General features: G+C 68.1%; 11 protein-coding genes. 2 read left to right on the top strand and 9 right to left on the bottom strand.

The features are described from left to right. Positions 1-104: 104 nt before the first annotated feature. The 8 genes from ACLNGM_RS19895 to ACLNGM_RS19860 all read right to left on the bottom strand — a co-directional run bounded on the left by ACLNGM_RS19895 (position 105) and on the right by ACLNGM_RS19860 (position 9,356). Positions 105-1,127 carry an ABC transporter permease gene (locus tag ACLNGM_RS19895; RefSeq protein WP_416356277.1) on the bottom strand — a complete coding sequence of 341 codons (1,023 nt, stop codon included), beginning with the start codon at positions 1,125-1,127 and terminating at the stop codon, positions 105-107. Between the two features lie 31 nt (positions 1,128-1,158). Then, positions 1,159-2,691, bottom strand: coding sequence for a sugar ABC transporter ATP-binding protein (locus ACLNGM_RS19890; protein WP_416356276.1), 1,533 nt, complete (start codon positions 2,689-2,691; stop codon positions 1,159-1,161). A gap of 74 nt (positions 2,692-2,765) precedes the next feature. Then, a complete protein-coding gene (locus ACLNGM_RS19885; RefSeq protein ID WP_416356275.1) occupies positions 2,766-3,842 on the bottom strand; it encodes a sugar ABC transporter substrate-binding protein in 1,077 nt (358 codons plus the stop codon). A gap of 187 nt (positions 3,843-4,029) precedes the next feature. Further along, the gene (rpiA, locus tag ACLNGM_RS19880; protein ID WP_090958954.1) at positions 4,030-4,743 is read right to left on the bottom strand and encodes a ribose 5-phosphate isomerase A; all 714 of its coding nucleotides are present in this window, start codon (positions 4,741-4,743) and stop codon (positions 4,030-4,032) included. 75 nt (positions 4,744-4,818) lie between these two features. Beyond that, positions 4,819-5,658 (bottom strand): MurR/RpiR family transcriptional regulator, encoded by an 840-nt coding sequence (locus ACLNGM_RS19875; protein ID WP_416356274.1) that lies wholly within the window; start codon positions 5,656-5,658, stop codon positions 4,819-4,821. 5 nt (positions 5,659-5,663) lie between these two features. Beyond that, the gene (locus ACLNGM_RS19870; RefSeq protein ID WP_416356273.1) at positions 5,664-6,350 is read right to left on the bottom strand and encodes an HAD family hydrolase; all 687 of its coding nucleotides are present in this window, start codon (positions 6,348-6,350) and stop codon (positions 5,664-5,666) included. A 23-nt stretch (positions 6,351-6,373) separates the two neighbouring features. Further along, positions 6,374-7,894 carry a xylulokinase gene (gene xylB, locus ACLNGM_RS19865; protein ID WP_416356272.1) on the bottom strand — a complete coding sequence of 507 codons (1,521 nt, stop codon included), beginning with the start codon at positions 7,892-7,894 and terminating at the stop codon, positions 6,374-6,376. Positions 7,895-7,898: 4 nt separating this feature from the next. Next, on the bottom strand, positions 7,899-9,356 hold the full coding sequence (locus ACLNGM_RS19860; protein WP_416356271.1) for an aldehyde dehydrogenase family protein: 1,458 nt from the start codon (positions 9,354-9,356) through the stop codon (positions 7,899-7,901). A 533-nt stretch (positions 9,357-9,889) separates the two neighbouring features. Between ACLNGM_RS19860 and ACLNGM_RS19855 the strand changes: the two genes are divergently transcribed. Together ACLNGM_RS19855 and ACLNGM_RS19850 are read left to right on the top strand one after the other, a co-directional pair. Further along, the gene (locus ACLNGM_RS19855; RefSeq protein WP_416356270.1) at positions 9,890-10,663 is read left to right on the top strand and encodes an SDR family NAD(P)-dependent oxidoreductase; all 774 of its coding nucleotides are present in this window, start codon (positions 9,890-9,892) and stop codon (positions 10,661-10,663) included. A 287-nt stretch (positions 10,664-10,950) separates the two neighbouring features. After that, a complete protein-coding gene (locus tag ACLNGM_RS19850; protein WP_416356269.1) occupies positions 10,951-13,362 on the top strand; it encodes an EAL domain-containing protein in 2,412 nt (803 codons plus the stop codon). 49 nt (positions 13,363-13,411) lie between these two features. Here the strand turns inward: ACLNGM_RS19850 and ACLNGM_RS19845 are convergent, their stop codons facing one another. Beyond that, on the bottom strand, positions 13,412-14,914 hold the full coding sequence (locus tag ACLNGM_RS19845) for a xylulokinase (RefSeq protein ID WP_416356268.1): 1,503 nt from the start codon (positions 14,912-14,914) through the stop codon (positions 13,412-13,414). Between the last annotated feature and the right edge of the window lie 212 nt (positions 14,915-15,126).

Genomic DNA, 15,126 nt, shown 5'->3' with positions numbered 1-15,126 from the left:
ACGAAAAAGTGTTCCGCCTCGACCGGACGTCTTCGGCCGGTCGCCTTCGCGTCATTCCTCCTCGGGCTCTCCGCCGAACGTGGAGGGGCGATTTCGTCGCCCCATCAGTTGAAGTAGCGCACCCGCAAGGCGTCGATCGCCACGGCGATGAAGATCATGAAGCCGCCGATCATGCCGACATAGAAGGAGGGCACATTGACGATGGCCAGGCCCACCTGGATCACGGTGAGGAGCAGCACGCCGCCCAGCACCCCGACGACGTTGCCGCGTCCGCCGAAGACGCTGACGCCGCCGATGATCGGTGCGGCGATGGCGTAGAGAAGGTAGCTCGATCCCTGGTTGGAGGTGATCGCCATCTGCCAGGACGCCAGCAGGAAGCCCGCGACGCCGGCGAGGAAGCCGGCGATCGTATAGGTCGCGATCTTGATGCGGTCGACGCGGATGCCGGCCGAGTTGGACGCCACCGCGTTGCCCCCGACCGCGTAGATGCTGCGGCCGAGGATCGTGCGGTTGAGAAGGACGGACATGGCGACCAGCGCGACGACGAAGATCGCCGGCATGACCGGCCAGCCGCCGACCGTCGCCTGTCCGATCCAAATATAGCCGTCCGACATGTTGGTGATCGTGCGCCCCTGCGTCAGCGCCAGGAGCGAGCCTTCGAGAATGATCATCATCGCCAGCGTCTCGATCAGCGAGACCATGCGCAGCTTGGTGATGCACAGGCCGTTGAAGAAGCCGATGAAGGTCGCGACGCCGACGCCGGCGAGCATGGCCACGAACCAGGGCAGTTCGAGGTTGGAATAGGCCAGCGCGCCGATGGCGGACGAGAAGCCGAGATTGGCCGGCAACGAGAGGTCGATCTCGGCGACGAGGAGCGGCAGGGAGACCGCAAGGCCGATCATGCCGAGCACGGTCGCCTGCACCATGATGTTCTGCAGGTTGAACAGGGTGAAGAAGTAGGGGTTGAATACCCCGAACAGGACGACGAGCGCGATCAGCCAGATCCACACGACGTTGTGCAGGATCCAGCCAGTGACGGAACGCCCGGCCAGCCGCGCCGGTGCGGTCGACTGCGGCGTCGCGGCGGCGCCCTGCGAGGCGGGAAGGCTGGCGGCTGCGGGCTTCATGGGCGTGTCCTGTGGCATGGGGCGGGCGCTGTCAGCCTTCGGCAAGGCCGCGCAGCCGTTCGGTCGTGATGGCGGAGCCGACGAGTTCGCGGGTGATCCGCCCCTTCTCGAAGAGGCAGACCCGGTCGGCGATGCGCACCATCTCGTCGGTGTCGGTGGAGACGACGATCACGGACACGCCGTCCCGGGTCAGCGCGTCGATGATGCGCAGGACGTCCTGCTTGACGCCGACGTCGATGCCGCGCGTCGGCTCGTCGAGGATCAGGAGGCGGGGCTGCGTGGCGAGCACGCGGCCGAGGCAGACCTTCTGCTGGTTGCCGCCGCTCAAGGTGTCGACCGCGGCATGGGGGCCGGCAGCCTTGATGCCCATGGCCGCGAAATAGCGGTCCGACAGAGCGCCTTCGGCGCCACGCCGGAAGAAGCCGCCGCTGGAGACGCTCTGCAGCGAAGAGAGCGACAGGTTGGCGGCGATCGACATGCCGCCGACCGAGCCGTCGCGGCGACGGTCGTCCGACAGGAAGGCGATGCCCCGGTCGAAGGCGTCGCGCGGATCGCGCGGCAACGGCTGCGGGGCGTCGGTCTTGCCGGAAAAGGCGATCGTGCCGGACCGCACGGGAAGGAGGCCGAAGATCGCGCGGGCCAGTTCCTTGGCGCCCGCGCCCGGCAGGCCGGTGAAGCCGAGGATCTCGCCCGGCCGGATATCGAGTGCGGGAACGTCGAGTGCGGCGGCACGGATGTCGCGCAGGCGAAGCGCGGGACTTGCCTCCGGAAAGCTGCGGCGCTGGCGCTGGAACAGGGCGAGCCCGCGGCCGAGCACGAGCTCGGACAGCGCCTCGGAGGTGAGCGAGCGCACGTCCTGCGTCCCGCCGGCCAGCCGGCCGTCCCGCAACACCGAACATGCGTCGCAGATCTCGAGGATCTCGTCGTTGTAGTGCGAAATGAAGACAAAGGTCACGCCTTCGCTCTTCAGCTTGCGCATGAAGTCGAAGAGCTGGGCGCGGTCGTCGACGTTGAGCGCAGCGGTGGGCTCGTCGAGGATGATGACCTTGCCGCCGCTGAACATGGCCCGCAGGATGTTGAGCTTGCGGCGGGCGACCGCGTCGAGCTTGCCGGCGGCGGCGGCGGGGTCGATGCCGGACCCGTCCAGCATGCGCGCTGCGTCCTCCCGCAGGCGCTTCCAAGCGACGAAGCCGAAGCGACGGCTCGGCCAGATGCCGAGCATCAGGTTCTCGGCCGCGCTCATGTGGTCGACGATCATCGGCTCCTGGGTCACCAGGAAGACGCCGGCCCTCTCCATGGCCTTCACGTCGGCATGGTCGACGGGCGCCCCGTCGAGATAGATCGTGCCGGAGGTCGGCTGGCGCTGGCCGGAGATCAGGCCGACGAGCGTCGACTTGCCCGCGCCGTTCTCGCCGAGCAGTCCATGGATCGTGCCGCGCCGGATCTCGATCGACACACCGTCGAGCGCCAGGACGCCGCCGTAGCGCTTTTCCAGACGATCGGTGCGCAGCACGACCTCGGCGGGCGCGTGCGTCTCGGGCCGAGGCTGAAGAAGGGTCGTCATCGTGTCCTCCGCCGGAAACTGGCGGCGGCGCGGGGACGTCCTGGTCCCCGCGCCGCGATCGCACATGACTCAGATCAGGAGTAGGGGATGCCCCAGTCCTTCTCGGCGATCGCGCCCCAGTGGCGCTTGTCGTCGGCGTTGGAGCCGTCGATCACGAAGGGCGGGATGATAAGCGTCGGGCCCGTCGCTCCGTTCACGATCTCGCCCTTCTCCCAGAAGTACTTGGCGTTCTCGTAGGCGCCGAGCGGCACCGCCTCGCCGGGAATGGCATGCTTCTGCAGCATCTCGACCGCGATCTCGCCGTAGGCGATCGGGTCCTGCGAGACGCAGGCGTCCATGTAGCCGTCCTGGATCCACTTCAGCGCGATGGGCTCGCCATCGATGTTGACGAAGATCACGTGGCCTTCCTCGCCGACCTTCTTCCAGCGATCGCGCTGCTGAAGGGCGGTGACGATGCCGCGCGAGGGCGAGTCGCTCGGCGCATGGACCGCGTCGAGATCGGGAAATTCGGACAGGGTCGAGAGGGTGACCGCCAGCATCTGGTCCAGCGCGCCCTCGGTCGGGCGGGCGAGGTACTTGATGTCGGGATACTTGGCGAACTCCTCGTCCATGCCCTCCTTGCGCTGGCGCCAGGCGACGCTCTGCAGCGCGCCGAAGCAGTTCAGCACCGTGCCCTTCGGGCTGCCGTGCTTTTCGGTCAGGCGCTTGATGATTTCCTGCGCCGCCATGACGCCGCCGAGCTTGTTGTCGAAGGAGACGGTGATCGCGACATCGCCGCCGTCGGCCGGCGTGTCGATGATGGCGACGGGGATCTTGCGCCCGTTGTAGCGGCGGATGGCGCTGACGATGGCCTGGCTGTCGATCGGATCGGAGACGATGGCGCTCGGCTGGCTGAGCATCAGGCTCTGCCACTGCTCGAGCTGGCGCGTGTTGTCGAAGCTCGCGTTGGTCGCCTGGAAGCGCCACTTCTGGGCCTCGACCGCCCGCTTCACCGCCTCTTCCTGGATCACGAAGAAATAGTAGTCGAGGCTCTTGTTGCTGTAGGGCACGAAGAGCCCTTCCTGCGCGAAGGTGGCCCGGCCGCCGACGAGGGCCGTGGCGCCGAGCGCCGCGCCGGCCTGCAAGAGATGGCGTCGATTGATCTGTGGCATGGGCTCTTCTCTCCTCCCAGAGCGATGAATGTAGTATTACTAGCCGTTTCGGCGAGCCGTCAAGCAGTCCCGTGGTTGAGGGTGGAAATCCCAAAACGCATGCCACGAAGGGCGGTTCGTCGGCTGGCGGGGTCGATCCCTCCAGCAAGGCATAAGATCGCTGAGGGCGACCGAAAATCTTGCTTTACTAGATCTTGCGCAGATGCACGTCGGACGTGCCGTCGAACTTGCCGATCACCATCCCGGACGACTCGCGCGTGAAGAGGCCGTTCTCGACGACGCCGGGGATGCGGTTCAGGGCGATCTCGAGAGGCGCCGGCTCGTCGAGCACGGGGCCGCACCGGCAATCCAGGATGAAGTTTCCGCTGTCGGTGACGACGGGCTGGCCGTCGCGCATGCGTCGCTCGATCACCGCGTTCCCGATGCCGTGGTGGCCGAGCGTCGCCTCCACCATGCGCTGCGTCTGCTTCCAGGCGAACTGGACGACTTCGACCGGCAGCGGGAAGCTGCCGAGGCGATCAACGATCTTGGTCTCGTCGCAGATCGTGATCATCCGCTTCGAAGCGTGGGCGATGATCTTCTCCCAGAGAAGGCAGGCGCCGCCGCCCTTGATCATGTTGAACTGGCGATCGATCTCGTCCGGCCCGTCGATCGTCAGGTCGAGCTCGCCGATCTCGTTGGGATCGGTCAGCTTGATGCCGGATTCCTGCGCCACCTGATTGGTGGCGCGCGAGGTCGTGGTGCAGGTGAGGCGCATCCCGTCGGCGACGTGCTTGCCGAGTTCGCGGACGAAGAAGTGCGACGTGGTGCCGGAGCCCAGTCCGAGCTTCATCCCGTCCCGCACGAATTCCTCGATGACGCGGCGCCCGGCCACCCGCTTCGCTTCGTCCTGTGCACTCATCGTAGATCCTCCATGCGCGTCAGCTGTTTGCGCTCGCCGGCCTTCTGCCGCGGCGCGGAAAGGGGGTGTCCGCCGTCAGATCTTTTCGGTCTGCCAAGAATCGAGCGCCGGCAACTGGTCCGGGAACTCGCTGCCACCGATCATCGCGATCGAGGTGACGAGCATGTTGACGACGAGATGGTGATTGAGCCGCGAGGCGAGCGGCGTCAGAAGCTCGGTCCGGTCGTAGGGCACGACGGCGACGAGCGCGTCGGTGACGGCCGAGAGCGGGCTGTCCGCTGCTGTGACGGAGACGACCTGTGCGCCGCCCGCGCGCGCCGCCGTCGCGATATCGACCATCTGCTTGGTGTGGCCGGACTGCGAGAAGATCAGCGCGACCTCGCCGGGCCGCGAGGTCTCGGCGTGCAGCCACTGCTTCTTGCGCCCGATCAGCGCCTCGCAGCGGATCCCGAGGCGCTGGAACTTGTGCTCGGCGTCGAGTGCCGTGATCTCCGAGATGCCGGAGGCATAGATGCCGATCCAGGTCGCGGCCTGAAGGCGCCTTGCGGCCTCTTCCAGTTGCGGCGGCTCAAGGTCCTCCAGCGCGCGCTGGATGGCGTTCAGCGAGTTGCGCGCGGTCTTGCGCACGATGTTGGCGATGGAGTCCCCCGGAATGATCTGCTCGTAGGCGAAGGGCGCGGACGGGACGAGGCTCTGCGCCAGGAAGAGCTTGAAGTCGCCGTAGCCCTCGAAGCCGAAGCGTCGGCAGAAGCGCATGATCGTCGGATCGCTGACGCCCGACTTCTGCGAGAGCGAGGCCATGCTCATGTGGATCACCGCGCCGGGATCGGTGGCCACCACGTCGGCGACGCGCCGCTCCGCCGCGCCCATGGCCTCGCGCTCCGACAGAATGCGCTGGAGAAGGCTCGTGGTCATCGGCGTCAGGCGGTCCGGCGCGCGGCAGCGGGCTTCAGCGCCATCAGGTCGGCCAGCCGGTCGAGCCGGAAGGCCTCGTCGACCTGCAGCAGCGATCCGCCGCCCCAAGGCACGACGTGAAAGGAAATCCCGGCTGCCGCCGCCGTCGCCTGATCGACGGCCGTGTCGCCGACATAGGCGACGCTCTCGGGCGGCACGCCCATGCGCTCGCAGACCGCCAGGAGATGCGCGGGGTCGGGCTTGCAGGCCGGCGCGGCGTCGGCGCCGACCACGGCCTCGAAGAGCGGGGCGATGCCGAGGAGATCGAGGACCTTCAACGTCAGCGCGTGCGGCTTGTTGGTGCACAGCCCCAGCCGGAATCCGGCTTCGCGGAGGCGGTGCAGGTCCTCCTCCACATGCGCGTAGAAGCGTGTGTGACGCGCCGGGCTGCGCTCGTAGTTGGCGATATAGGTGGGCACGGCCTCGTCGACCGTCGCGTCGTCGTGCGGCAGGCCGACCGCTCGCAGGAGGTCGAGCAACAGCCGGCGCGGACCATTGCCGATGAAGCCCTCGACGAAGGCCGGATCCTGTTCCGGCCAACCCTTGGACTCGAGGTATTCGTTCACCGCCGCCGCGATGTCGTGGGCGCTGTCGATCAGCGTGCCGTCGAGATCGAAGATCAGGACATCGGCGGTGTTGGGCGATGCGGACATCGGCAGGGCACTCCCGAAGAATGTCATGGGTCCAGCCGCGGGTGGCCGAGATCGGCCGAGGCCTGCGCGAGGGCGGAGTGAAGGGTGCGATAGATGCGGTTGGCCGCCTCGAGGACGGCACCGGCTTCCGGATCCGGCGTCTCGTGCGTCACCGGGCGACAGACGGTGGCAGCGGTCGCGGCATCCGGCCAGACGCCGATGCCGACGCCGGCGAGAAGCGCGGCCCCGTAGGCTCCGCCCTCGGCCGCGCCCTCGGTGGTGACGACGTCGCAGCCGAAAAGGTCGGCCTGCATTTGCCGCCAGAGGCGCGAGCGCGCGCCGCCGCCCGACGCCTTCACGATGCCGGGTGCGATGCCGGCCTCTTCCATGACGGCGAAGATGTCGCGTAGTCCGTGGGCGACCCCCTCCATCACCGCGCGCGTCAGGTCGGCCGCGCCGTGGCGGGCGGTCAGCCCGACGAAGGCGCCGCGCGCGGCGGGATCGGGATGCGGGCAGCGCTCGCCGAAGAGGTAGGGCAGGAACAGAAGGCCGCGCGCCCCGGCCGGGCTTGCCTCCGCCCGCGCCACCAGCGCGTCGAAGGATGGAGCGTCGCCGCCCGCGAAGTCGGCCGCAAGGCCGCGGAACCAGCTCATGGCACCGCCCGCGTTGAGCGAGACGCCCATGCAGTGCCACTTGGCGGGATCGACGTTGCAGAAGACCTGGAGCCGTCCGCCCGGATTGTCGCTCGGGCGATCGAGCGCGCAGGCGACGATCCCGGCGGTGCCGATCGTGGTCTGGATCTCGCCCGGTGCGATGACGCCCGAGCCGAGCGTCTGGATCACCGCGTCGCCGCCGCCGCCGACGACCGGCACGCCTTCGGGAAGGCCGAGGAGCGCTGCGCCGGATGCGCTGAGGTGGCCCGTGATCTCGGAGGATTCATGGACCGGCGGCAGCAGGTCCGGCGAAAGGTCGAGCCGGCGCAGCAGCTCGTCCGACCAGCGTCGCGCGCGCGTGTCGAAAAGGCCGGTGCCGGAGGCATCCGACACCTCGCTCGCGCGCTCGCCGGTGAGGACGAGGCGCAGATAGTCCTTGGGGTTCAGGACGTGGGCGAGGCGGGCGAAGAGCTCGGGCTCGTGTCGACGCATCCAGAGGATCTTGCCGCCGGTATAGCCGACCAGCATCCGGTTGTTGGTAAGCGCAAGGAGGGCCTCCTCGCCGCCGGCGCGCTCCGTCGCCTCGGCGCATTCCGGCCCGTTGCGCTGATCGTTCCAGAGGATCGCGGGGCGCAACACGCGATGGGCCGCGTCGAGCGGCGTCAGGCCATGCATCTGGCCGGACAGGCCGATCGCCTTCACGACGAGATCGGGACGTTCGGCCCGCAGCGCGCCGACCGCGCGGCGCGTCGCGTCCACCCAGTCCGCCGGATCCTGCTCGCTCCAGCCGGGGCGCGGCTGGGACAGGGGATAGGTTTCGGTCCGGCTCGCGAGCACCGTTCCGTCCAGCCCGGCGAGAAGCGCCTTGCAGCCGGAGGTGCCGATGTCGATCCCGAGAAGGCACTCGGTCATGGGATCACCGCGCCTCGTCGTAGCGGATGCGGATGTGCTTGAAGTTCAGGTATTCGAGCATCCCCTCGCGGCCGTGCTCGTAGCCGACGCCGCTCTGCTTGCGCCCGCCGTATGGCGCGTTCATCACGCCGGCGTCGACGTTGTTGACCGCCACGTTGCCGTAGTCGAGCCTTTGTGACAGGGCGCGCACCTCGTTCAGGTCGCGGGCGTAGACATAGGAGGCGAGCCCATAGGGCGTGTCGTTGGCAAGGTCCGCCGCCTCGTCCAGCGTGTCGAAGGGCGCGACGCCGACCAGCGGGCCGAAGGTCTCCTCCGTCATCACCTTCATCTCGTGCGTGCAGTCGGCGACGACGGTCGGGCGGAAGAAGTGCCCGCGCGCGAAGGCTTCGCCCTCCGGCGCCGAGCCGCCCGCGACGAGCCGCGCGCCCTTGTCCAGGGCGTCGGCGAGGTGCACCTTGGTCTTCTCCAGCGGCTCAGCCGAGGCCATGGCGCCGAGATCGGCATCGGGCCGCTCCAATCCGTTGGCGATGGTGAGCCTCTCGACCGCGCCCTTCAGCCTGTCGAGGAAGCTCTCGTAATGCGGGCGCGCGACGTAGATGCGGTTCACCGCGATGCAGATCTGGCCCATGTTGCGGAACCCGCGACGCGCCGCGCCCTTGGCCGCGGCGTCGAGGTCGGCCGACGGGGCGACGATCAGCGGGCAGTTGCCGCCGAGCTCCAGCGACATGCGGCGCACGATCGGCGTCGTGCGCTGAATGTGAAGACCGACCGCGCTGGAGCCCGTGAAGGCGATCTTGTCGATGTCGCGATGCTCGACCAGCGCCTGACCGACCTCGGACCCCTTGCCGGTAACGATATTGACGACGCCAGCGGGGATCTTCGCCTCCATGCAGGCTTCGGCGATCGCGAGCGCCGTGAAGGGCGTCAGTTCCGCCGGCTTGATGACGATGGTGCAGCCCGCGGCCAGCGCACCGCAGAGCTTCCAGCCGATCAGCTCGGCCGGATAGTTCCAGGGCGTGATCGCGCCGACGACGCCGACCGGCTCGCGCACCACCATGCTCTCATGGTCGGTGGTCGCTCCCGGCACGATCTCGCCATGCACGCGCTCGGCTTCCTCGGCATAGAAATGGCAGGCCTCCGCGAGCTTCAGGATCTCGCCGCGCGCCTCGTTGAGCGGCTTGCCCTGTTCGCTCGTCATGATGCGCGCCATGGCATCGGCTCGGGCCGAGATCGCGTCACCGAGGCGGTGGAGCGCGGCGGAGCGCTCCTTGGGGGCGAGGCGCGCCCAAGGGCGAAACGCCTTGCGGGCGGCGGCGACGGCGGCGTCCACTTCTCCCGCGGTCGCCGCCGCGATGTGGCCGATGACCTCGCCGGTCGCCGGGTTCTCGACGGGAAGCGCGCGGCCGGAGCCGCGCTGCCACTGGCCGGCAATGAAGAGCTGGGAATCGTAGGCTGCAAGCATGGGACGTCCTGGCACCGTGTCCGGCGGCCCACGCCGCAGCCGGCCACCTTCGATCCGATCTAATATAGCAATACTAGATACCGCAAGCGGGAAATCAGGACTTCCCTGATCAGGAGCGAACTGCCAGTTGCCAAACACCTCGAGCGAATGCTGCGCAAAACAACGCGTGACGACTTGATCCGGCTTTCGGCGCGCGCTTGCTCGTCGACCCGCGCGCCGCTATCGAAGGCTGACTCGGAATAGTTTTGCTACGTTCATGCTTTCGATGCTCTCAGAAAACGCGAAGAGTGCCAAGCCGAACTGCGGTGCATGGCATCCTGGCCTCAGGGACCGTTTGCTCGTGCCGGGTCGCCTTCCATTCCGCGTCGGGTCCAGACATGCGAGCTCTTGGTCCGCTTGTGCCGATCTCACGTTTCATCCGCGTCGAGCCTGTGCTGATGCGCGATGGCGGCGGAGTAGGGCGCCTGCGCCCTCGCGGCGAGCCGCCGCACGACATCCTGTCCTGACGCCTCGGGTCCAATTGGGAGACCACCATGTATCTTGAACGCTTCCGCCTCGACGGCCGCATCGCCCTCGTCACGGGTGCTGCACAGGGGATCGGCTTCTCGACGGCCGAAGCCCTGACCGAGGCCGGCGCCCACGTCATCCTCGCCGATCTTGCGGTCGAGAAGGCCGAGGAGGCGGCCGAGCGTCTGAGGGCCGACGGCCGCAGCGCGGAGGGTGTCCGGCTCGACGTGACGTCGCCCCAAGCGGTCGACGCCCTGCGCGACGACGTTCTCGCCCGGCACGGCCGACTCGACGTCCTCGTCAACAATGCCGGCATCGCGATCAGCAACGAGCCGGCGGAAACCATGTCCGACGCGGTGTGGCTGAAGGTTCTCGACGTCAACCTCAACGGTGTCTTCTGGTGCTGCCGTGCCTTCGGCAAATCCATGCTGGAGCGCGGGCAGGGCGCCATCGTCAATGTCGGCTCGATGTCGGGCTTCGTCGTCAACCGGCCGCAGGAGCAGGCCCAGTACAATGCATCCAAGGCGGCGGTGCATCACCTGACCAAGTCGCTTGCCGCCGAGTGGGGCGGCCGGGGCGTGCGGGTCAACGCGGTGGCGCCGACCTATATCGAGACCGCGCTGACCAGCTTCGTCTACGACGACCCGGAGATGATGAAGCACTGGATCGGCGGTACGCCCATGGGCCGCATGGGCCGGACGGACGAGATCGCCGCCACCGTGCTCTTTCTCGCCTCCGATGCGGCCAGCCTCCTGACGGGCTCCATCGTTTTGGCGGACGGCGGCTATACGGCCTGGTAGGTCGTCAGTTCCCAGGTAATAAACGTTGCAGGTTGATGTCGTTATCAACCCCAGGTTGAAGTTTGCTCGCGTGTGACGCCTGGCATTACACTCGATGGATAGAAGTCCGCGCAGCAAACCCTTTCTGCGAAGACTTGCGGCACGACCGCTGGCACAGACCGGGCCGGGATCGTCTGGTGGTCAGCTACTGAAACCGCAGCGGTTCCATTGGCAAAACATCGGATTTCACGGGCCGGTGATGCACGGCCATTAACGTCCCGCCTCTACCGCTCAAGGCAGGAGGAGCGATGAACGTCCTGCTGACCTGCCTCGGTGTCCTGAACGATCCAAAGCTGCTGACGCTGGCGGCCCTGGTGTGCCTCATCGGCGTCTACGGCTCGTTTTCCGTCGCGCGGCATGCCGGTCGACGCGACGGCGCGGCCCGGCGGCAATGGGCGATCCTGTCGCTGGTCACCGCCGGTTGCACCGCCTGGGCCACCCATATGGTCGCCCTGCTCGCCTTCCGACCGGGAATGGAAGCGGGTTTCGAGCCCGTCACGACGGCGCTCTCGCTTCTCCTGGCGATCGTCGGGATCGGTGCCGGCCTGATGCTGACGCTCGGACGGCGCGAGCGCTGGAGGCGGTTCGTCGGCGGCGTGGTGATCGGCCTCGGCGTTGCCGTGCTGCATTATGTCGGGCAGGCCGCCTATGTGGTGCGCGGCCACGTCCACTGGGACCTGGCGATCGTCTGGACCACGATCCTCGCCAGCCTCCCGCTCTTCGGTCTCGCGACGCTGGCCTCCGTCGAGCGGACACGGTGGATCAACCTGACCGGCGCCCCGCTGCTCGTTCTGGCCATCGGTATCCTGCACATCGGCGGCATGGTCGCGATGACGCTGGAGTTCGATCCGCGCGTGCAGCTTCCGGCCTGGACGGTGCCGCCCGAACTTCTCGCGCCGCTCGTCGCCACGATGTCGTCGGGGCTGGTTGTCATCGCGGTCATCGGCCTCCGGCTCACGATCGCGGCCAAGGCGAAGCTGCGCTACGAGCGGCGGCGTCTCGGTGAACTGGCCAATCTCGGGCTGGAGGGGCTTGCGATCTGCGAAGGAAGCCGGATCGTCACCGCGAACGACAGCCTGGCGCGCCTGACCGGCCTGTCGCGCGACGACCTTGCAGGGCGCGAGTTGTCCCAGCTGCTGCCGGGCCTCGACCTCGCCGCCCTGCCGGAGCGCGAGGAGATCGACGCCAGGCTGGCCACGCGCCTCGGGCCGTTCGTGCCGGTGCGCGTCCTGCGCAGCGACGTGCGCCTTGCCGGCAGCCTCCAGACGGTCATCGCCTTTCGTGACCAGAGCGAGCGCCTGTCTGCCGAGGAGCGCATTCGAACGCTCGCCTACACCGATACCCTGACGGGCCTGTCGAACCGGGCCCGGTTCCAGGAGGCCATCGCGACCTGCATCGAGGAGCATGGCAAGGCGCGCACCCCCTTCAGCCTTATGCTGTTCGATCTCGACGGCTTCAAGGACGTGAACGACGCCTTCGGGCATGCGGGCGGCGACGAGGTTCTGCGGGTCGTGGCGCGGCGCATGCGCGAGGTCGTCGGTGCCGATCACCTCGTCGCCCGTCTTGGCGGCGACGAGTTCGCCGTGGTCGTGCGGGGAACCGCCGATCCGATCGAGGTCTCGCGGCTCGGCGAACGGCTGATCGAGGCGACCGAGCTTCCGATCGCCCTCGGTGACGAGATCGTGCACCTGTCCGCCAGCGGCGGGCTGATGCCTTCCCAGTTGCAGGCCATGTCGGCGGACGAACTCATGCTTGCCGCGGATCTTGCGCTGTTCGACGCGAAGGCCAACGGCCGCGCGCGGCTCCGCCTCTTCACGCCCGAGCTTCGAAAGGCCGCCAAGGACCGCCTCAGCGTCGCCGAGGATCTGCGCGAGGCTTGGGAGGAGCGCAATTTCGAACTCTACTACCAGCCGCAGGTCCGCCTCGCCGACGATCGTGTCGTCGGTGCCGAGGCACTGATCCGCTGGAACCACGCCTATCTCGGCGTCCTGTCGCCCGCATCCTTCCTTCCGGTGCTCGAGGCGGGTCCGCTGACGCTGCCCGTCGGCGACTGGATCCTGTCGAAGGCCTGCCAGGATGCGGTGGCGATCCGGCGGGCCGGGCATGGCGACTTCCGCATCGGGGTGAACCTCTTCGCCGCGCAGCTTCGCGCACCCGATCTCGTGGAGCGCGTCGAGGAGGCGCTGCGGGCGAGCGGGCTGCCCGCCGAGGCGCTGGAGCTCGAGATCACCGAGAACACGGTCCTGCGCAACGAGCGCACGATCGCCAATCACCTTGCGCGTCTGCGCCGCATGAATGTCGGCATTGCCTTCGACGATTTCGGAACGGGCTACGCTTCGTTGACCTTCCTGAAGCAGCTCGACATCACGCGCCTGAAGATCGACCGGTCCTTCGTGCGCGACATCACGATCGACGGGAAGGATCAGGGCATCGTCGACGCCGTCGTTCGAATGGCACGCGGATGCGATCTCGACGTCATCGCGGAGGGCATCGAGACGCAGGCGCAGGCGGATTATCTCCGCGATCGCATGAGCGAGGGGCAGGGCTATCTCTTCGGCAAGCCGATGCCGCTCGCGCGCTTCCGTGAGGCGATCGCGCCGACGGATCAACGGCTTGGCGCAAGCCCTTCCTTCCCGAGCGACGCGCGTCGTCGAGCCTGACGCCCGTCAGGCCGGCGGGGCATTGCGACCCATCTCGCGGCGCTTGCCATCAGGGGAGCGCGTCGAGGTCGTCGTAGAGCGCCTGCGAATGATGGTAGAGGCGTTCGAACACCGGCTGCATGCGCTGGTAGGTCTCCGCCCAGCGCGGCTCGGGGCTCACCTCGCGCTCGAAGGAAACGTAGGCTGCGGCCGCATTGGTGAGGCTGGGAAACCGACCCATCGCCGTTGCGGCCATGGCGGCGCAACCGACGATCCCGCATTCGGCTTCCTGCGGCACGAGGATCGGGATGCCGTAGCAGCTGGCCTTGATCCGCAGCCACAGGTCGGTGCGCGCGCCGCCTCCGGAGGCGACGAGCCGTTCCACGCGCGGCCCGCCGTTCGCCTCCATGACGTCGATGTGCCGCTTGACCGCGAAGGCGACGCCCTCGAGGACGGCGCGGTGGAGGTGCGTGAGGCCGTGGCCGGCGGCGAGCCCGAAGAACTGCGCACGGGCGTTGCGATGGCGGCCGAAGCGCTCGCCGGTGAGGTACGGGACGAAGAACAGCCGATCGGAACCGGGTGGCGCTTCCGCCGCTCGCTCGACGATGGTCTCGTAGGAGACTGTGCCTTCGTGCAGTGCACGGCGCGCCCAGCGCATCGCGTCGCCGCCGCTTTCCAGCAGCATGAACGCGCCCCACGCGCCGTCCACCGTCCCGACATTCGAGATTTCGGGGGCGAGGATCGGCCGGTCGGCAATCGTCGTGACGATGCAGGAGGTGCCGATCATCTCGGAGCCCAGCCCCGGCGCGAGGACGCCGGATCCGGCGAGGGCCACGGGATAGTCGCCGCCGCCGACCAGCACCGGCGTCCCCTCGCGCAGTCCCGTCTGCATGGCGGCTTGGCGTGTGACGCGCCCCAGCACCCCCATCGCCCCGCGTATCGGCACGAGCTTCTGGAGGTCGAGGCTGAGCCGATCCACCATTTCGGGCGACCAGTCGCCGGTGCGTGGGTCCATCAGGAAGGAGCAGGCCGCTTCCGTCCGATCCATCGCGATCTCGCCGGTCAGGCGGAGGTTGACGTAATCCTTCGGCATGATCACGGCAGCGGCGCGCCGGTAGGCGTCGGGATCGGCATCCCGGATCCATTGCAGCTTGAAGGCGGGCCAGGCGGGCGTCGGCGGGTTGCCGGTGCGGGCAAGATAGGTCTGCGCCGCGTTGGCCTCCTCGAATGCGCCGACGAGACCGGCCGTGCGCTTGTCGTTCCACAGGGGGACGGTGTCGCGCGTCGGTTGTCCGTCGGCATCGACGAGGACGGTGCCATGCATCTGGCCGCAGGCGCAGATCGCCTCAATGCGACCGGCGGCGTCCGGGACGGCGGAGAGAACGCCGCGGACGGCCGTGACGACACCCTCCCACCAGTCGGCGGGCCGCTGCTCCGACCAGCCGAACTGCGGCACGATCTGGTCATGTTCGCGCGCGACGATCGAGACGATGCGACCCGAGGCGTCGACCAGCGCGGCCCGGACGCTGCCGGTTCCGACGTCGATGGCAAGGATGAGATCGTCGCTGCGCATGAGCGTGCCTCAGTCTCGGCGCGTCATGCGGGATCGACCGGAAGCACGGAGGCATGAGACGTCGCCAGGCATTCCTGCGACAGCTGCGGCGAGGTTGATGTGCATGGTCGGCCTCCAAGAAATGTAGCTTAGGTACTGAAAACTGGACGGTCAACCGCCACCCGTTGGCCCAAAGGGGCTACGGAACCCTTCGTCGCCTGTAGTCTTGCCCC

The sequence above is a fragment of the Aureimonas phyllosphaerae genome, from assembly GCF_047943035.1.
Classification (GTDB): Bacteria; Pseudomonadota; Alphaproteobacteria; order Rhizobiales; family Rhizobiaceae; genus Aureimonas; species Aureimonas phyllosphaerae.
The sequence above is the reverse complement of the archived record's forward strand: the minus strand, read 5'-3'. Positions and strand labels throughout refer to the sequence as shown.

What these genes read in the sequence shown, in the direction of transcription:
- ACLNGM_RS19895 (WP_416356277.1), bottom strand. Translation starts at nt 1,127, where the DNA reads ATGAAGCCCGCAGCCGCCAGCCTTCCCGCCTCGCAGGGCGCCGCCGCG.
- ACLNGM_RS19890 (WP_416356276.1), bottom strand. Translation starts at nt 2,691, where the DNA reads ATGACGACCCTTCTTCAGCCTCGGCCCGAGACGCACGCGCCCGCCGAG.
- ACLNGM_RS19885 (WP_416356275.1), bottom strand. Translation starts at nt 3,842, where the DNA reads ATGCCACAGATCAATCGACGCCATCTCTTGCAGGCCGGCGCGGCGCTC.
- rpiA (WP_090958954.1), bottom strand. Translation starts at nt 4,743, where the DNA reads ATGAGTGCACAGGACGAAGCGAAGCGGGTGGCCGGGCGCCGCGTCATC.
- ACLNGM_RS19875 (WP_416356274.1), bottom strand. Translation starts at nt 5,658, where the DNA reads ATGACCACGAGCCTTCTCCAGCGCATTCTGTCGGAGCGCGAGGCCATG.
- ACLNGM_RS19870 (WP_416356273.1), bottom strand. Translation starts at nt 6,350, where the DNA reads ATGTCCGCATCGCCCAACACCGCCGATGTCCTGATCTTCGATCTCGAC.
- xylB (WP_416356272.1), bottom strand. Translation starts at nt 7,894, where the DNA reads ATGACCGAGTGCCTTCTCGGGATCGACATCGGCACCTCCGGCTGCAAG.
- ACLNGM_RS19860 (WP_416356271.1), bottom strand. Translation starts at nt 9,356, where the DNA reads ATGCTTGCAGCCTACGATTCCCAGCTCTTCATTGCCGGCCAGTGGCAG.
- ACLNGM_RS19855 (WP_416356270.1), top strand. Translation starts at nt 9,890, where the DNA reads ATGTATCTTGAACGCTTCCGCCTCGACGGCCGCATCGCCCTCGTCACG.
- ACLNGM_RS19850 (WP_416356269.1), top strand. Translation starts at nt 10,951, where the DNA reads ATGAACGTCCTGCTGACCTGCCTCGGTGTCCTGAACGATCCAAAGCTG.
- ACLNGM_RS19845 (WP_416356268.1), bottom strand. Translation starts at nt 14,914, where the DNA reads ATGCGCAGCGACGATCTCATCCTTGCCATCGACGTCGGAACCGGCAGC.